The organism is Ureibacillus suwonensis, assembly GCF_042655065.1.
GTDB classification, from domain to species: domain Bacteria; phylum Bacillota; class Bacilli; order Bacillales_A; family Planococcaceae; genus Ureibacillus; species Ureibacillus suwonensis.
Genome location: NZ_JBHSNQ010000194.1, coordinates 19,237 through 34,439, shown reverse-complemented (window position 1 = coordinate 34,439; position 15,203 = coordinate 19,237). Strand labels below are relative to the sequence as shown.

13 protein-coding genes are annotated in these 15,203 nt (G+C 42.4%); 10 read left to right on the top strand and 3 right to left on the bottom strand.

Annotation, left to right across the window (positions count from 1 at the left end):
* The first annotated feature begins 122 nt into the window (after positions 1–122).
* The 8 genes from ACFPOH_RS16675 (at position 123) to ACFPOH_RS16640 (ending at position 8,636) form a co-directional block, all read left to right on the top strand.
* A complete protein-coding gene (locus ACFPOH_RS16675) occupies positions 123–644 on the top strand; it encodes a DUF84 family protein (RefSeq protein WP_390310715.1) in 522 nt (173 codons plus the stop codon).
* A gap of 107 nt (positions 645–751) precedes the next feature.
* Positions 752–1,267 carry an LptM family lipoprotein gene (locus ACFPOH_RS16670; RefSeq protein WP_390310713.1) on the top strand — a complete coding sequence of 172 codons (516 nt, stop codon included), beginning with the start codon at positions 752–754 and terminating at the stop codon, positions 1,265–1,267.
* A gap of 112 nt (positions 1,268–1,379) precedes the next feature.
* A complete protein-coding gene (locus ACFPOH_RS16665) occupies positions 1,380–2,171 on the top strand; it encodes a DUF1444 domain-containing protein (RefSeq protein WP_390310725.1) in 792 nt (263 codons plus the stop codon).
* Between the two features lie 20 nt (positions 2,172–2,191).
* Complete coding sequence (gene ytpR / locus ACFPOH_RS16660; RefSeq protein WP_342581665.1) at positions 2,192–2,806, top strand: YtpR family tRNA-binding protein; 615 nt, start codon at positions 2,192–2,194, stop codon at positions 2,804–2,806.
* A gap of 236 nt (positions 2,807–3,042) precedes the next feature.
* On the top strand, positions 3,043–6,093 hold the full coding sequence (locus ACFPOH_RS16655; protein ID WP_390310711.1) for a DNA translocase FtsK: 3,051 nt from the start codon (positions 3,043–3,045) through the stop codon (positions 6,091–6,093).
* Between the two features lie 165 nt (positions 6,094–6,258).
* Positions 6,259–7,566, top strand: coding sequence for a UDP-N-acetylmuramate--L-alanine ligase (gene murC, locus ACFPOH_RS16650; RefSeq protein WP_342468898.1), 1,308 nt, complete (start codon positions 6,259–6,261; stop codon positions 7,564–7,566).
* 140 nt (positions 7,567–7,706) lie between these two features.
* Positions 7,707–8,177 carry a DUF948 domain-containing protein gene (locus ACFPOH_RS16645; RefSeq protein WP_342468899.1) on the top strand — a complete coding sequence of 157 codons (471 nt, stop codon included), beginning with the start codon at positions 7,707–7,709 and terminating at the stop codon, positions 8,175–8,177.
* 18 nt (positions 8,178–8,195) lie between these two features.
* Positions 8,196–8,636, top strand: a complete 441-nt coding sequence (locus tag ACFPOH_RS16640; protein ID WP_342468900.1) for a YtxH domain-containing protein — start codon at positions 8,196–8,198, stop codon at positions 8,634–8,636.
* A gap of 78 nt (positions 8,637–8,714) precedes the next feature.
* Here ACFPOH_RS16640 and pilM read toward each other — a convergent pair whose 3' ends face one another.
* A complete protein-coding gene (gene pilM, locus ACFPOH_RS16635) occupies positions 8,715–10,871 on the bottom strand; it encodes a pilus assembly protein PilM (protein WP_390310708.1) in 2,157 nt (718 codons plus the stop codon).
* A 175-nt stretch (positions 10,872–11,046) separates the two neighbouring features.
* Between pilM and ACFPOH_RS16630 the strand changes: the two genes are divergently transcribed.
* Both ACFPOH_RS16630 and ccpA read left to right on the top strand, forming a co-directional pair.
* Positions 11,047–12,135 (top strand): bifunctional 3-deoxy-7-phosphoheptulonate synthase/chorismate mutase, encoded by a 1,089-nt coding sequence (locus ACFPOH_RS16630; RefSeq protein WP_342468902.1) that lies wholly within the window; start codon positions 11,047–11,049, stop codon positions 12,133–12,135.
* A 176-nt stretch (positions 12,136–12,311) separates the two neighbouring features.
* A complete protein-coding gene (gene ccpA, locus ACFPOH_RS16625; RefSeq protein ID WP_342468903.1) occupies positions 12,312–13,331 on the top strand; it encodes a catabolite control protein A in 1,020 nt (339 codons plus the stop codon).
* Between the two features lie 45 nt (positions 13,332–13,376).
* On the opposite strand, the gene ACFPOH_RS16620 is transcribed toward ccpA, so the two are convergent.
* Positions 13,377–14,543, bottom strand: a complete 1,167-nt coding sequence (locus ACFPOH_RS16620; protein WP_342468904.1) for an acetoin utilization protein AcuC — start codon at positions 14,541–14,543, stop codon at positions 13,377–13,379.
* Complete coding sequence (locus tag ACFPOH_RS16615; protein ID WP_342468905.1) at positions 14,540–15,187, bottom strand: acetoin utilization AcuB family protein; 648 nt, start codon at positions 15,185–15,187, stop codon at positions 14,540–14,542. Before ACFPOH_RS16615 ends, ACFPOH_RS16620 begins: the two co-directional genes overlap by 4 nt.
* Positions 15,188–15,203 lie beyond the last annotated feature (16 nt).

Genomic DNA, 15,203 nt, shown 5'->3' with positions numbered 1-15,203 from the left:
TTACATTTCGTCGTTTCTTCGGGAAACGGCGATTTATTCTGTTACACAGATGTAATGAGAATGTAATGAAAATCTGCGAAAATTGGGAACATAATGATAGTAAAGTGAAATGAGGGAACAACATGAAAGTGGCAATCGGAACACTCAATCGTGCAAAGGCTTTAGCGGTGCAAAATGTAATCAATACATACTTTGACGATGTTGAATTTTTGGAAGTGGACGTCCCTTCAAATGTTTCAAATCAACCATTCTCTGACGAAGAAACGAGACAAGGTGCCATCAATCGTGCATTGAATGCGCTGGAAGCAACCGGGGCGGATTTGAATTTTGGCCTTGAAGGCGGAGTTCGGGAAATGGAAGGCATCATGTATTGCTGCAATTGGGGGGCGCTGGCATTAAAAAATGGCCAAGTGTTGACTGCGGCAGGAGCGCTGTTTATGTTACCGGAGGAAATCGCGGAGAAACTTAGGGACGGTGAAGAATTGGGGCCGGTCATGGATGAATATGCGCATGAAAAGGGTACCCGCCATCATAAAGGCGCCATCGGCATACTGACGGCAAACCTCATCAGCCGAACAGAAATGTTTGAACATATTGTGAAAATTTTGGTCGGACAGTACCTTTTTGCAAAAGAAAATAGGTAGTGACGACGCTTTCTGCTTTTTGTCTATTCATCTACTAATAGAATTTAAGATTGCGCTCGTATCGATATCCTACTAAAATATAGTTTGGTAAAGGATGTGAAAAAGAAATGAAGAAATGGTTATTATTAACCATTAGCGCCATGTTGTTGCTTGTGTTATCCGGATGTGGAAAGTCCGTGGAAGAGCAAATCAATATAGGGGTTGCTAGTGCACAAACCGTATTTGAGGAATCTCCAAGGGAGCCGAATAAGAAAATTGGCCAAATCGATCTCTATCTACCATCAGGCTATAGCATCAAAGAAACCGATGACGTTAACAATTACGTTCTATCCAAAGGAAAAAACAAATATATTCTATTCGTAAATGTAAATGAAGAAGAAGACAGCAAACTTCATTATGAATTGTTAAAAAACAGCATGTCCGACAAAATTGTAAAGGAACAACCCGTTGAATTGGACGGCGCTTTTGGATTTACAATGGTGCTCAATCATGGAGATGAACAATTTGAACTGATCGCCAGCAGTGGCGGAGTAAAAGTTTCTACCATCTCAAACGACCGGAAAATGGATGATAAGCTGGTAGAGATGATGATGATTGCCCGCTCTGTCGAAGTGGAGCGCTGAAAGGTTCATTTAAATGACGAACACTCATCACTTCTGATACAATAGAAGCATGAAAATAAAACGGTTCACGTTGGGTGAGCCGTTTATTTGTGCATATAAGGAAGTGATGATTGTGAAGCCTGAACAGCTCGTCGAACTATTAAAAGAACGATTGGGTACGGAAAAATTTGATTTCTCATACAATCGCAAAGATGACAAATTGCGATTAGATCATAAAACACTGAAAAAAGGAATGGAAATCCATCTTCCGGGAATACTGGCGAAATACAATGAAAGACAGGAAAAAGCGTTGGAAGATGTGATATATACGATCGAACAGACCTTTGATGCGATGGAGAAGGAACGGAATGAAGACATCTTCAGCCTGACAAACATCTATCCGGTGATCCGTTCCACCTCTTTTCCATTGAAATCGAAAGAAGGGCATCCTTTTGTCGTTTCCGATCATACGGCAGAAACACGCATTTATTATGCGTTGGATTTAGGAACGACTTACAGGTTGATAGATGAATCCATGCTTCCGAAGTTAAATGCCACTGCCGATCAAATACGGGAAGTTGCCCGTTTTTCCGTGAAGAAGTTGCAGACGGATGTGAAGAAAGATGAAGTGGCAGACAATATTTTTTATTTTGTCAATGAAAATGACGGTTATGATGCAAGCAGACTTTTGAATGAAGCCTTTTTAAAAGAAATGAGAGAAAGAATTGAAGGAGATATGGCCATCTCCGTTCCCCATCAAGATGTGCTGATTATTGGAGATATCCGAAATGAAACCGGCTATGATGTGCTGGCTCAAATGACCATGCATTTCTTTTCCATCGGGCGTGTTCCCATTACATCATTATCCTTTGTATATGAAAATGGAGAATTGACGCCGATATTTATTCTGGCAAAAAATCGATGAAAAGGAGACGAAGTAGCAGAATGATTGCAGCATACAATAAAGAACATGTGGGAGATGTACTATTAGTTCAACTGACGACGGAAGATGTCATCGCACCGGAAGTGGAGCGTGTGGGGGATGTCGCTTTAATAAAAGAAAAAACAACGGGCGAAGTAAAAGGATTCAATTTGTTCAATGCGAGTAATTATGTTGAACTGAATGTTAACGGCAATGTGGAAGTGACTGAGGAACTCGTTCAGAAAATCCGGTCCGCATTAAAGGAAAACCATGTGGAATTGGCCATTGAAGTGGACTTTTCACCGAAATTTGTTGTCGGATACGTGGAAGAAAAAGAAAAACATCCGAATGCGGACAAATTAAGTGTATGCAAAGTCAATGTCGGCGATGAAGTGCTGCAAATTGTTTGCGGAGCGCCGAATGTGGAAGCGGGGCAAAAGGTCGTTGTTGCAAAAATAGGCGCGGTGATGCCATCCGGAATGGTCATCAAGCCTTCCCAACTTAGAGGCGTGGATTCTTACGGCATGATTTGTTCTGCGAGAGAATTGGCCATTCCGAACGCACCACAAGAAAAAGGCATTTTAGTGTTGGATGATGATGCCGAGGTCGGTTCCGCTTTTCAAATTCCTTCCAAATGATGAAAAATGGGGTTAGGACGTGGATGTCCTAGCCTTTTTTATTGGAATGTTATTGGAATGTAAAGATTTTGCAACACAACTTATGTTATTCTTTTAGGGCAATTAATATTCTGATGCATGAATCAGGTGGGAAATACATATATGAAAGATGATGCAAATCTATAAAGATTGTAGTTTCATAACCAATTATTATCATATAATTATAAAGAGGTTAACGTTAGAAAGAGTGATTACCGATGAAATGGCTCAAAAAGACATTGAATAAATGGTTTTTCCAAAATGACGAGATGATGGAAGAATATGAAGAATACGACCATCATGAGATAGAAGAAGAGTTGCAAGAACATACATACGAAAAAGAGCAGCAAAGACCAAAGTTTCGTTTTCCATTGATTCCGGATGAAGAGTTGCAGCGGCCAAAAAATGAATTTATCAATCAACCGATAGACACAAAGAACAATTTCCCTATAAACAATGGGCCCCAACAAGAGAAGGGTTCATTGATCTACGATGTGGAAGTATCAAGAATACACGAGTTATTGGAAATGCGCATACAAAATAAGAAAAAATCGGCCAGTTCGAAACATAAGGTCCCCCCTCGATATGCCGACCGGTTGTTGGAGAAGGAAAATAAACGGAAACCTGTACAGAAAAAGAAGGAGCAACCCGCAGAAAAAGAAAAAGTCCAAATGCCGGTCAATCGAAGAAGATTTATTCCAACCGATGTTCCTTCACCGGTTTATGGATTTCAAAAACCACAACCGATCAATGCCTTGCTGGCCAAGAAACGCGGAACCAATGAGCAGGAAAATCCTGATGGAAAAGAAGAAGTATCGGCGACGATTGAAAAAAGCCCGGGCACACTGGTTGTAGAGGAACTTGATAAACAGATTGAAAAAGTGAAGGAAGAAGTCGAACAAATCCTTCATCAAACGAAAGAAAGCATGTCGATTTCGATTGAAGAAGGTGAATTCACGGATGCCCCATCCGGCAATGTCGAAAAGGATTTCGTAGAAAATGGCGGAAGTGTGCCAATATTGGTGGAAACCCCAAATGAAGAAACAGTGAAGGCGGCGCAATTTTCGGATGAATGGCATGCCGCGGAAGAACATCATGATCGGGATTCCGAAACTATTGGATTGAATGATGTTCAAGAAGAAATTGACAACCCATTATATGAAGAAGAGGATGAAGAATATTCACCATCCGAAAGCGTTGGCGAATGGGACGTTCCACCGTTGCCAAATGAGCAGGTGCAACCAGATTTTCCGGTGGGAAGCGTTGTGGATGACGGGTTGGATCAACAGGAAGAGGCAGGGGTTGAACAAGAACAGCAAGAACAGCCGTCACCGGTTGAAGCAGATCCTCTGAACGAAAAAATGGATCCCCGAACGGAAGATTTTTCGACAGCATTGGAAGATGAAAGGTTCCATGTCTCTGACAATCGCGCTTCAGAAACAATGGAGGCAAAAACCGGGGGATTCTCCCACGGGGAAGCGACAGTTCATCTTTCTTCCAAAGAGGATTCCGATGAAGGAAGTCATCCCGCATCCCTGCAGGAATCTTCTGCGGCGAATGACAATCAAACGAGGAAAAAGCCGATACCGTTTAACGTGATCATGTTAAAGTCGGATAAAGAAAAATTGGCGAAAAGAATGCAATGGCAAACCGGGGAGAAAAACCAGCACAATCATAATGGATTGACGGAGAAAAAGGTTGAAATCGAGCTGAAAAACCACGAAAATACATTAGGGTTGGAAATAAAGGGTGAAAATGCAATCAACCCATTTGAACATTCGACTCAGGCCGATGATCAATCGGGAAGCGGGACCAACCGCCATGAAACATTGAACGAGCCGGCGGAAAGTAATGAATCCCATTACATCAAGCCGCTGCTCAGTTATTTGACACCTCCGGAAACATCGACGGAAGACTATGAATGGATGGAGAGTCAGGCGGAAAAACTTGTGGAAACTTTGTCCTATTTCCAAGTGAGCGCCAAAGTGGAATCGATTATGCAAGGCCCGGCGGTTACCCAGTTTGAAATTACAGTGGGGCATGGAACGAAAGTTAGCAAGATCCGCAATTTGGCGGATGACTTAAAGCTTGCCCTTGCTGCGAAAGATATCCGCATCCAGGCACCAATTCCGGGAAAAAACACCATTGGGATTGAGATACCAAATCGCATTTCCAGGGCGGTGCGATTATCGGAAGTGGCCAATAGCGAACAGTTCCTAAATTCGGATTCGCCATTGGAGGCTGCCCTAGGTTTAGATTTAACGGGGACGCCGGTGACAATCGATTTGCGCAAAATGCCCCATGGATTGATTGCCGGGGCAACCGGATCCGGAAAATCGGTGTGCATCAACTCCATTTTAGTGAGTCTTTTGTTGAAGGCTGAACCGAGTGAATTGCGATTGATGCTCATTGACCCAAAAGTGGTGGAATTGGCGCCGTATAATCATATTCCGCACCTTGTCAGCCCGGTGATTACCGATGTAAAAGCGGCTACCGCGGCGTTGAAGTGGGCGGTGGATGAGATGGAACGGAGATATCAATTGTTCGCCCATGCAGGTGTACGGGATTTGCCAAGATATAATAGACTGGTGGAACAAGAAGGAAAACTCCGTCTAAAACTGCCTTATATTTTAATTGTGATTGATGAATTGGCGGATTTGATGATGATGGCTCCGCATGATGTGGAAGAATCCATTTGCCGGATTGCCCAAAAGGCGAGGGCTTGCGGCATCCATTTGATTGTCGCTACACAACGTCCATCCGTTGACGTCATCACCGGTTTGATCAAATCGAATATTCCAACGCGCATTGCGTTTTCTGTATCTTCTCAAATCGACTCCCGCACGATTTTGGATAGCCAAGGCGCAGAAAGGTTGCTTGGGCGGGGCGACATGCTTTATTTAGGAAACGGGATGAGCGACCCGATCCGCTTGCAAGGCACTTTTGTGACGGATGATGAAATTGAAGCGATCATTCAACATGTGAAAGAGCAAGGGGAGCCTGATTATTTCTTTGAGCAAGAGGAACTCTTGAAAAAAGTGGAGATGGTGGAAGAGCAGGACGAATTGTTTGAAGACGTATGCCGGTTTGTATTTGAACAAGGTGCGGCATCCACCTCTTTAATTCAAAGAAAATATCACATCGGATACAATCGGGCGGCCCGATTGATAGAGATGCTTGAAAGCTATGGTTTTGTATCTGAACAAAAAGGGAGCAAGCCGAGGGAAGTTTACATCACCGAATCGGACTTGGCGGAACTATTCGATTGATTGTTATTACTGAAATTTAGAGGGGCTAGCCCCCTCTCATTTTTTTCGAACGAATAAATAAAACCGTGCTATAATGGTATAGGTTTTTGAATTACTAAAAATGTATAAACTAGACATAAACTTAATATTTATTCATTAGGGTTAATCCCTGGGAGGTTTTTGAACATGACAATTTATCATTTCACAGGCATAAAAGGTTCGGGAATGAGTTCACTTGCTCAAATATTGTTTGATTCCGGCGAAACGGTGCAAGGCTCGGATGTCGAAACGTATTACTTTACCGAACAGCCTTTAAGAGAAAGAAATATAAAAATCTTAAAATTCGATCCTGACAATATCCAGCCGGGAATGACCGTCATCGCAGGGAATGCCTTTCCTGACAGTCATCCGGAAATCGTTCGTGCAAAGGAACTGGGCGTTGATGTGATCCGTTATCATAAATTTTTAGGGGAATATATAAAGAAATTTACTTCGATTGCCATTACGGGCGCTCATGGAAAAACAACGACAACCGGCTTAATGAGCCATGTGATCGGCGGTTATAAGCCGACATCTTACTTGATTGGGGACGGTACAGGATTAGGAAAAAAAGATGCGTCATATTTTGTGATGGAAGCTTGTGAATATCGGCGCCACTTTCTTGCCTACCATCCAGATTATGCAATCATGACCAATATCGATTTTGATCATCCGGATTATTTCTCGGATATTGAAGATGTTTTTTCAGCTTTCCAAGAATTGGCACTTCAAGTGAAGAAAGCCATCATCGCTTGGGGCGACGATGAGCATTTGCAAAAAATTCAAGCCAATGTGCCGGTAATCTATTACGGGTTTGGAGATCGGAATGATTTCATAGCGAAAAATATTGAAAAAACAACAGAAGGGTCCAGTTTTGAAGTATATGTCCGAAATGAATATTATGATCGTTTCTTCATTCCATTGTTTGGAGACCATGCCATCCTGAATTCGTTGGCCGTCATCGCATTATGCCACTATGAAGGGGTTCCGGTAAACATCATCAAAGAACGCATGAAAACGTTCCATGGTGTAAAAAGACGTTTTACGGAGACGAAAATTGGCAATAATGTTCTTGTCGATGATTATGCGCACCATCCAACCGAAATTGTGGCAACGATTCAGTCAGCGAGACAAAAATATCCGGACCGGGAAATCGTGGCGATTTTCCAGCCTCACACATTCAGCAGAACGGAAGCATTTCTGCAGCAGTTTGCCGATAGTTTAAAAATGGCGGATTCTGTCTATTTATGTGATATATTCAGTTCAGCCCGTGAACATAACGGAAATTTATCGATAGAAGATTTGGCGGCGCTGATTGATGGAAGCGAAATCCTCCGTAATGAAGGAATTGAAAATTTGAAAAAACATTCTGATGCTGTCTTTCTTTTTATGGGAGCAGGGGATGTAAACAAATACCAAAAAGCATTTGAAGACATACTAAGAACGGGTGCATAGTCCTTTTGAAATGTGGCGAAAATATTTCAATACGGACAAAAAAGGAGCTGTAAAACGCTCCTTTTTTTAACAGTAGAAGGAGAAATAAAAATTTTGTCGAATAATATTAAAGAAGCTATCAATTTTGGGAGGTCTTCAGCATGGAAGTGATCTTATATATCTCGGCACTGGTTGCTGCAATTGCTTTCCTGGTACTTTGCATTAGCATAGGTGCTACATTATTTTCTTTAAAAGGAATATTGAAAAGTATTGCAGGAACGGTTGCGGGCATGGAGAAACAAATGGAGGGAATCACCCGCGAAACGACTTTTCTGTTGGAAAAGACCAATACTTTAGCTGCTGACATTGCGGAAAAATCAGAGAAACTGAACACTGTGGTGGATGCGGTTAAAAATATAGGAGTTTCCATCAATAATTTAAACAACTCCATCAACAAAATTACGGATTCCATTTCCAAAGAAGTGGACAAAAATGAAGAAAAAATTGCCCAGGTTGTTCAATGGAGCAATGTGGTGATGGATATCGCTGAAAGATGGAAACAACGAAAAGCCCAACCGGATGTGGTTGAAGCGGCGGATCAATCTGGTACGTCAGTGAAGCGCCGGAAATAAAAAAAAGGGGGAAGGCAAATGCCGGGGGATAAAACAAATTTCAACGAAGTGAAAGACCAACAAGCGGTACAAGAATCTCTTGTCCAGGAGACCAGAGAGGAGGAAACAATCAATATGAAAGATTTCGTCATCGGCGCACTCGTCGGAGGAATTGTAGGCGCAGCGGTCGGATTGTTACTGGCTCCGAAAACAGGGAAAGATTTGCGCAGTGATGTATTAGAGCAAGCCAGCAATATTCGGCAAAAGGGGATCGTTCTGACATCCACTGCGAAAGAAAAAACCGCCCAACTGTCAAGCCAAATAAAAGAGCAGTCATCCCATTTAGTGGATAAAGTGAAATCGAAAAAAGACAAATCTCCTCAAGTGTTTGATGACGGTACGGTTTCATATGAGGAAAATCTGAATGATGCCTATGATGGCGCAGATATTTCGGAAGTGGCCCGTCCATCATCGATCTAAACGGATAAACAAAGAAAAGAGCAAATTGGGAAAACAGCGGGTTTTCCAATTTGCTCTTTTTGTTCTATAAGCGATAGATCATTTTCTCACTGCAGGATGTCCAATTAATCGAATCTCTAATATGTCCCCGCCAAAAATTTCTGTGTCGAAAGAAATCGGTTCGCCGTTTCGAAGGATTGAAAACTGCCCTTTGAAATCTTCAGGAATTTTCCAGTTTGAAAATTTGAATACATCTTGGAAAGTCCAAGGACTCGGGTCTTTTTCGATCACTTGCAACGAAGCGCCATTATATACCGTTGAGGTAGGTTGTACAATCAGTCCGTTCATGAGGACTTCGTATCTGGTTTTTTTCAATTCCAATGGTTGATTTTGAAATGTTACAGTAATGGAGTCCTCCAAAGGGATATTCAATTGATCAAAAACAGCCTGAACGGTTGGAGGGGATGTCGGCGCTTGAATCGTTAAAACATCACCATCTTCAATCGGATAAGACAATTTTGCAGCCCGTCCATTTAAGAGAAAACTTGCAGTGTATTCAGGCATATACACCGGTTGACCGTCAACTTTGACGATGAAAGTTTGAGAATTAATAAGATCATGCCGATGGATATGCTCCAAGAAATCCTGGATGGTTTCAATCGGTTGGAAAAGAATTTGGTCCCGGTCTTTTAACTCTTTATCGAGGGATGATGGTTCCCCGTTTAATTTAACAATCGGTTCGACAAAATAAGTTTGTTCATTCAATTGGATTTTTTTCATGGAAGCCTGGTCGATGATATCGCGGATTGTCGCTTGTGCATTTTTTCCGTCTTCACCAGGGATGACGGTGATTTCATCGCCATCCTGGATCGGTGTTTTTGAGGAAGCTTCCTCGCCATTCACCAATATGGTTGCCGGACTTCCATGCTCTCCCGGAACAAATATATCTTGTCTATTAATGGTGATGGAAATGCCCTGTCCCGGTTTTCCGTATAAATGTTTTGCACTGATGTTTGCCGCCAGGAAGGCATCGCTTACCGTCATTTCTTTTGTTTCGAATAACCGGACAACCTGGTTGTTGACTGTGACAGACATATAGTGAATAGGATATTTTCTGGCGGCGATGGCAATGCCGATAGGTGTTACAAGGTCAGGTCTCGTTTCAATGGATTCATCTTTCGTTAAATTCTGGATGGCACTGATATCCCGTACCGCCACACGATTTTTTGGCAATTGCAATATATGGCAAAGTTCTTCCGGCAGTTTCGGCGTCAAGCTTCCTCCCCCAATGAGCATGACGGCTTTTGGGGGAACTTGATTGTTCAATTTCAAAATTTCATTACCGATGGCAGTCGCCAATTGTTTAATGGCCGGCTCAATGGTTTGGATCACTTCTTCGCTTGGGATTTCCTGTTCAAATCCCAAAATATCTTGAATGGTAACGGTTTCGTCCGTGTTCAATTTTCGTTTGACGGCTTCTGCAACAGGGAAGTCCAGCAAATATTGGTCACATAGACTTTCAGTGATTTCATCGCCCGCTGTCGGCACCATACCATAGGCAATGATCGTGTTGTTGTTTGTGATGGCGATGTCCGATGTACCTGCCCCTATATCGACCAACGCCACATTTAAGCGTCGCATTGTGGGAGGGAACAGGACATTGATTGCGGCAATGGGTTCCAAAGTCAAAGCTTCCATTTCCAAATCCGCTCTCTTTAATGCCGCCAACAATGACTCGATGACGATCCGGGGAAGGAAAGTGGCAATGACTTCGACCGCGGCTTCATTTCCCCGTTGATCCAAGAGGCTTCCGATTTCCTGTCCGTCAAGGATATAGTGCAGGACGGAATAACCTACACAATAATAATGGTTTGAGTCATTTTCCTGCTTCCCGAGAAGTTGGACTTGCGCTTGTTGCACGGCCTGCAATTCCAGACGATTGATATCTTCCTGCGTAAAAATGGGGCGGTTTGCGATATTCGTTGTCACGCGGGCCTGTTCGGTTTTCAACGCCCGTCCGGCAGCGGCCACGTTGACTTTCGTCAAAGGGCCGTGTTTTTTTTCCAACTCATCTTTGATTTCTTTAATTAATTCCGCCACGTATAAAACATTATGTATTTGACCGTCAATCATCGCCCGTTCTTTATGTTCTTTCATCAGCATATCGACAACATGATAATGGTCGTTTTCTTCTTCCAAAATAATTCCGACGACCGACCGGGTTCCAATGTCCAAAGCGAATATTTTGGAACTCAATAAAACCACTTCCTTTCTAAAAATAGCTTCATATACTTTCACGAGTTGAAGCGCTAAATTAAAAGACGTGACATTCGGAATTTTCTTGATTATAATATGGATATTATCTTAAAATGTAACATACATTTCAGTCTTCTGAAAGTGTTGTATTTAAGTAGGGAGGAGTAGTAGGGATATGAGTGAACAAAAAAAATTAGAGGAACTTCGCAAGCAAATTGATGATCTGAACTTGGAAATTCTCCGATTGATCAACGAACGTGCCGAAATTGTAAACGAAATTGGGAAAATCAAAGAAAAACAAGGGGTCAACCGATACGATCCATTGCGTGAACGTCACATGTTGGATTTGTTGAGAAAGCATAACAAAGGTCCGTTAAATCAAATGACGGTTGATTATATTTTTAAAACAATCTTTAAAACCGCTTTGAAACAATTAGAAGCGGATACGAAAAAAGAATTGCTTGTTTCCCGTAAGAAAAAACCTGAAGATACGATCATTGAAATCAACGGCGAAAAAATCGGTGCCGGTGAGCCAACATTCATCTTTGGTCCATGTTCGGTGGAATCTTACGAACAAACAGCCCAAGTGGCCGCTTCCATCAAAGCGAAAGGATTGAAGTTCATCCGTGGCGGTGCTTACAAACCTCGTACATCACCTTACGATTTCCAAGGATTGGGCTTGGAAGGACTAAAAATTTTAAAACGCATTTCAGAAGAGTATGGTTTAGCCGTTGTTACTGAAATTGTGACACCTGGACATATTGAAGAAGCGTTGGATTATGTGGATGTCATCCAAATCGGTGCCCGCAACATGCAAAACTTTGAATTGTTAAAAGCGGTCGGTGAAACAAATAAACCGGTATTATTAAAACGCGGTTTGGCAGCAACAATCGATGAGTTTATCCATGCAGCTGAATACATCATGTCCAAAGGCAATGAAAACATTATGCTTTGCGAACGCGGAATCCGCACATACGAAAGAGCTACACGCAACACATTGGACATTTCGGCGGTTCCTATTTTAAAACAAGAAACCCACTTGCCTGTATTTGTTGACGTAACGCATTCGACAGGCCGCCGTGACTTATTGTTGCCATGCGCAAAAGCAGCCATTGCAATTGGTGCAGATGGTGTGATGGCGGAAGTGCATCCGGATCCATCAGTCGCATTATCCGATTCCCAACAACAAATGGATTTGAAACAATTTGACGAGTTCTTCGAAGAGCTTCAAAAATTCATGAAACAGTACGAATACAAAGCATAATGATGCGGCTATCCAATCATCATGATTGGGTAGTTTTTCTTTTCGGCGGGGTAGTGATAATATCCTAATTATGAACAATAATTATTATATTTTTTTGAACTCCTCCTATGTATTGAAAAAATTAAGCAAAATATCGTATTATGAAGACAATAATAAATAAAAAGGGAGGGAATCCTTTGACTGTTACAATCTATGATGTTGCCCGTGAAGCGAATGTTTCCATGGCCACAGTATCCCGGGTAGTGAACGGCAGCCAAAATGTAAAGCCTTCTACCCGCAAAAAAGTGCTTGAAGTGATTGAACGGCTTGAATATCGTCCAAATGCAGTCGCCAGAGGACTCGCAAGCAAAAAAACAACGACAGTCGGTGTCATCATTCCTGATATTTCAAATAATATTTATGCGGAGGCTGCCCGCGGGATCGAAGATATTGCCACAATGTACCGCTACAATATCATTCTGGCGAATTCAGACCAAAAGGAAGAAAAAGAATTATCCCTGCTTGATACGATGTTAGGGAAACAAGTAGACGGCATCGTCATGATGAGCGATGCGGTAACACCAAAATTACTTCAGACAATGGAAAATTCTCCAGTACCAATCGTACTTGCCGGTTCCATCGATGAATCAAAAAAATTACCTTCAGTCAATATCGATTATTTCCAAGCCACTTATGAAGCGATAAAAATGTTAATAGACAACGGCCATAAGCGCATTGCCTTCATCAGCGGACCATTAAGTTATACAATCAATGCGAAATATAAACTTGAAGCTTATAAAAAAGCGTTGCAAGATGCCGGATTGGAAGTGGATGAAGCGTTGATTGTAGCCGAAGACGATTCGTATGATGGCGGCATGGAAGCGTGGAAAGAATTGAATGAAATCGAAAATCCTCCAACAGCTTACTTTGCCGGAAGCGATGAGTTGGCCATCGGAATCATCCATGCAGCACAGGATCATGGAATAAAAGTTCCGGAAGATATCGAAGTCATCAGCTTTGAAAACTCCAAATTGGCCCGCATGGTGAGACCTCAATTGACGAGTGTCGTACTTCCTTTATACGAAATTGGTGCGGTATCGATGAGATTATTGACAAAATTCCTGAACAAGGAAGAAGTGAAGGATCAGAACGTCATTTTGCCTTATCGTATTGAAAAGCGCGACTCCGTAAAAGTGAAATCAATGAAAAACAAATAAAAAGGTGTAGACAAAGTCTCTTGTGATTTTGTCTACACTTTTTCTTTATAGGCCGCTGTTTTTTTCAGAGCGGATAATATTTAAAGCTTTTGTGAGCATTTGCGCATTTTTTTCTTCAATTTCCGCTTTCCGTGGAATCGGTTCGAACAATGGGTTTGGATCTTCCCATGTCGGGATGAGCGGCACCGGCGCTTCTTTTTGCCATTTGTCCAACCATTCTTCGGGAAGCTTTCCTGTTGGAATCGGAAGATCATTCATCTCGAGCCAAATCATTGACCATGCTCTTGGCACAACCCGCCACATATCATATCCTCCGCCGCCGACAGCGATCCATCGTCCATCACAATATTCATGGGCCAATTCGTGGGCAAGTTTGGGGATTTCCCGATATATTTTCATGGAAGCGTTCAGATGGGTCAATGGATCAAAATAATGGGCATCCGCTCCATTTTGGGTAAAGAGTACATCCGGTTTAAAATAATCAATGACTTCTCTCAAGGCTTGTTCATAGATCAAGAGGAAACTGTCATCTTCCGTAAAGGCTTCCAGCGGGAAGTTGAAAGATGTTCCATAGCCTTGTCCATTTCCTCTTTCACTGATGTTTCCCGTGCCCGGAAAAAGATATCTACCGGTTTCGTGAATGGAGAAGGTGCAGACGCTTGGGTCATCATAAAAGGTCCATTGCACACCGTCGCCATGATGGGCATCGGTATCTACATAGAGGACGCGGGCATGGTATTTTTCCTGGATGTAACGGATCGCGATGGAACTATCGTTATAGATGCAAAATCCGCTTGCCCGTCCACGGAAACCATGATGCAACCCGCCGCCGAGATTTAAAGCATGTCTGCTTTTTCCCTGCATGACATAATCGACTGCTTGCAATGTGCCACCCACCAGCAAGCAGCTCGCTTCATGCATGTTGGGAAAAATCGGTGTATCTTCGGTTCCGATGCCGTATGGTTCCGTCTGTTCAGGGGTTAGAAGACCTTGTCCCGCTTTTTTTACGATGTCGATGTAACTTGGATCGTGGACCAATGCGATTTCCTCTTCCGTTGCAACCCTTGCCGGAACGATGTCTTCATCAGAAAGTGCGCCAATGTTTTTCAACAAATCCATTGTCAATATTAAGCGCTTATGATTAAATGGATGGCTTTCAGAAAATTTGTAGCTCAGTTGATCCGGTGAATATACAAATACTGCGTTTTTCATAAATTCACCCCTGGCAAATTGGGCCATAACACTTCAAAATCATTGTTGCGCAAATCTTTGATGATTGGCAATGGATTCATCATCCGGACACGGATCGAAATGATGCGGCTGTTTTCGTTTTCCGTATCAGGAAAGACGAGAATGCTCAATACATTGGCATGATGTTTTTTAAATAAAGTCAATACATCCGCCAATGTACCCACTTTATCTTTCAGCCGGATATCAATTTTGGAGGAAGGCTGATGTGCTCCGGTAAGTTCAATGTAAGCCGTCAACAAGTCGGTTGTTGTGACGATCCCGACCAGCTTCCCTCCGGATACGATTGGCAAACAGCTGATTTTTGATTCATAAAAGGTTAATGCAACATCCTCTACAAAATCCAAGGGATGGCCCACAATGATATCCTTCACCATAAATTGTTCGATCGGTGTATCGTAAATGGCGGAATTGTTTTCTTCTTTCAAACAGGAAGGCAATGCATTTTTCACGTCGTGGGAAGTGATAAGTCCCACGATATTCTCTTCCTCATCCACGATGGGAATGTGGCGGATATTTTTTTCTCTCATCAATTTCAGGGCATCATTTAAAGTATCCTTCGGTGTTAGCGTGTACACCTCTTTTTCCATGATTTGTTCGACGATCATGTGTTTGTCCCCCTTT

Coding starts and splice junctions, on each gene's coding strand:
- ACFPOH_RS16675 (WP_390310715.1), top strand. CDS start 123: ATGAAAGTGGCAATCGGAACACTCAATCGTGCAAAGGCTTTAGCGGTG.
- ACFPOH_RS16670 (WP_390310713.1), top strand. CDS start 752: ATGAAGAAATGGTTATTATTAACCATTAGCGCCATGTTGTTGCTTGTG.
- ytpR (WP_342581665.1), top strand. CDS start 2,192: ATGATTGCAGCATACAATAAAGAACATGTGGGAGATGTACTATTAGTT.
- ACFPOH_RS16655 (WP_390310711.1), top strand. CDS start 3,043: ATGAAATGGCTCAAAAAGACATTGAATAAATGGTTTTTCCAAAATGAC.
- murC (WP_342468898.1), top strand. CDS start 6,259: ATGACAATTTATCATTTCACAGGCATAAAAGGTTCGGGAATGAGTTCA.
- ACFPOH_RS16645 (WP_342468899.1), top strand. CDS start 7,707: ATGGAAGTGATCTTATATATCTCGGCACTGGTTGCTGCAATTGCTTTC.
- ACFPOH_RS16640 (WP_342468900.1), top strand. CDS start 8,196: ATGCCGGGGGATAAAACAAATTTCAACGAAGTGAAAGACCAACAAGCG.
- ACFPOH_RS16630 (WP_342468902.1), top strand. CDS start 11,047: ATGAGTGAACAAAAAAAATTAGAGGAACTTCGCAAGCAAATTGATGAT.
- ACFPOH_RS16620 (WP_342468904.1), bottom strand. CDS start 14,543: ATGAAAAACGCAGTATTTGTATATTCACCGGATCAACTGAGCTACAAA.
- ACFPOH_RS16615 (WP_342468905.1), bottom strand. CDS start 15,187: ATGATCGTCGAACAAATCATGGAAAAAGAGGTGTACACGCTAACACCG.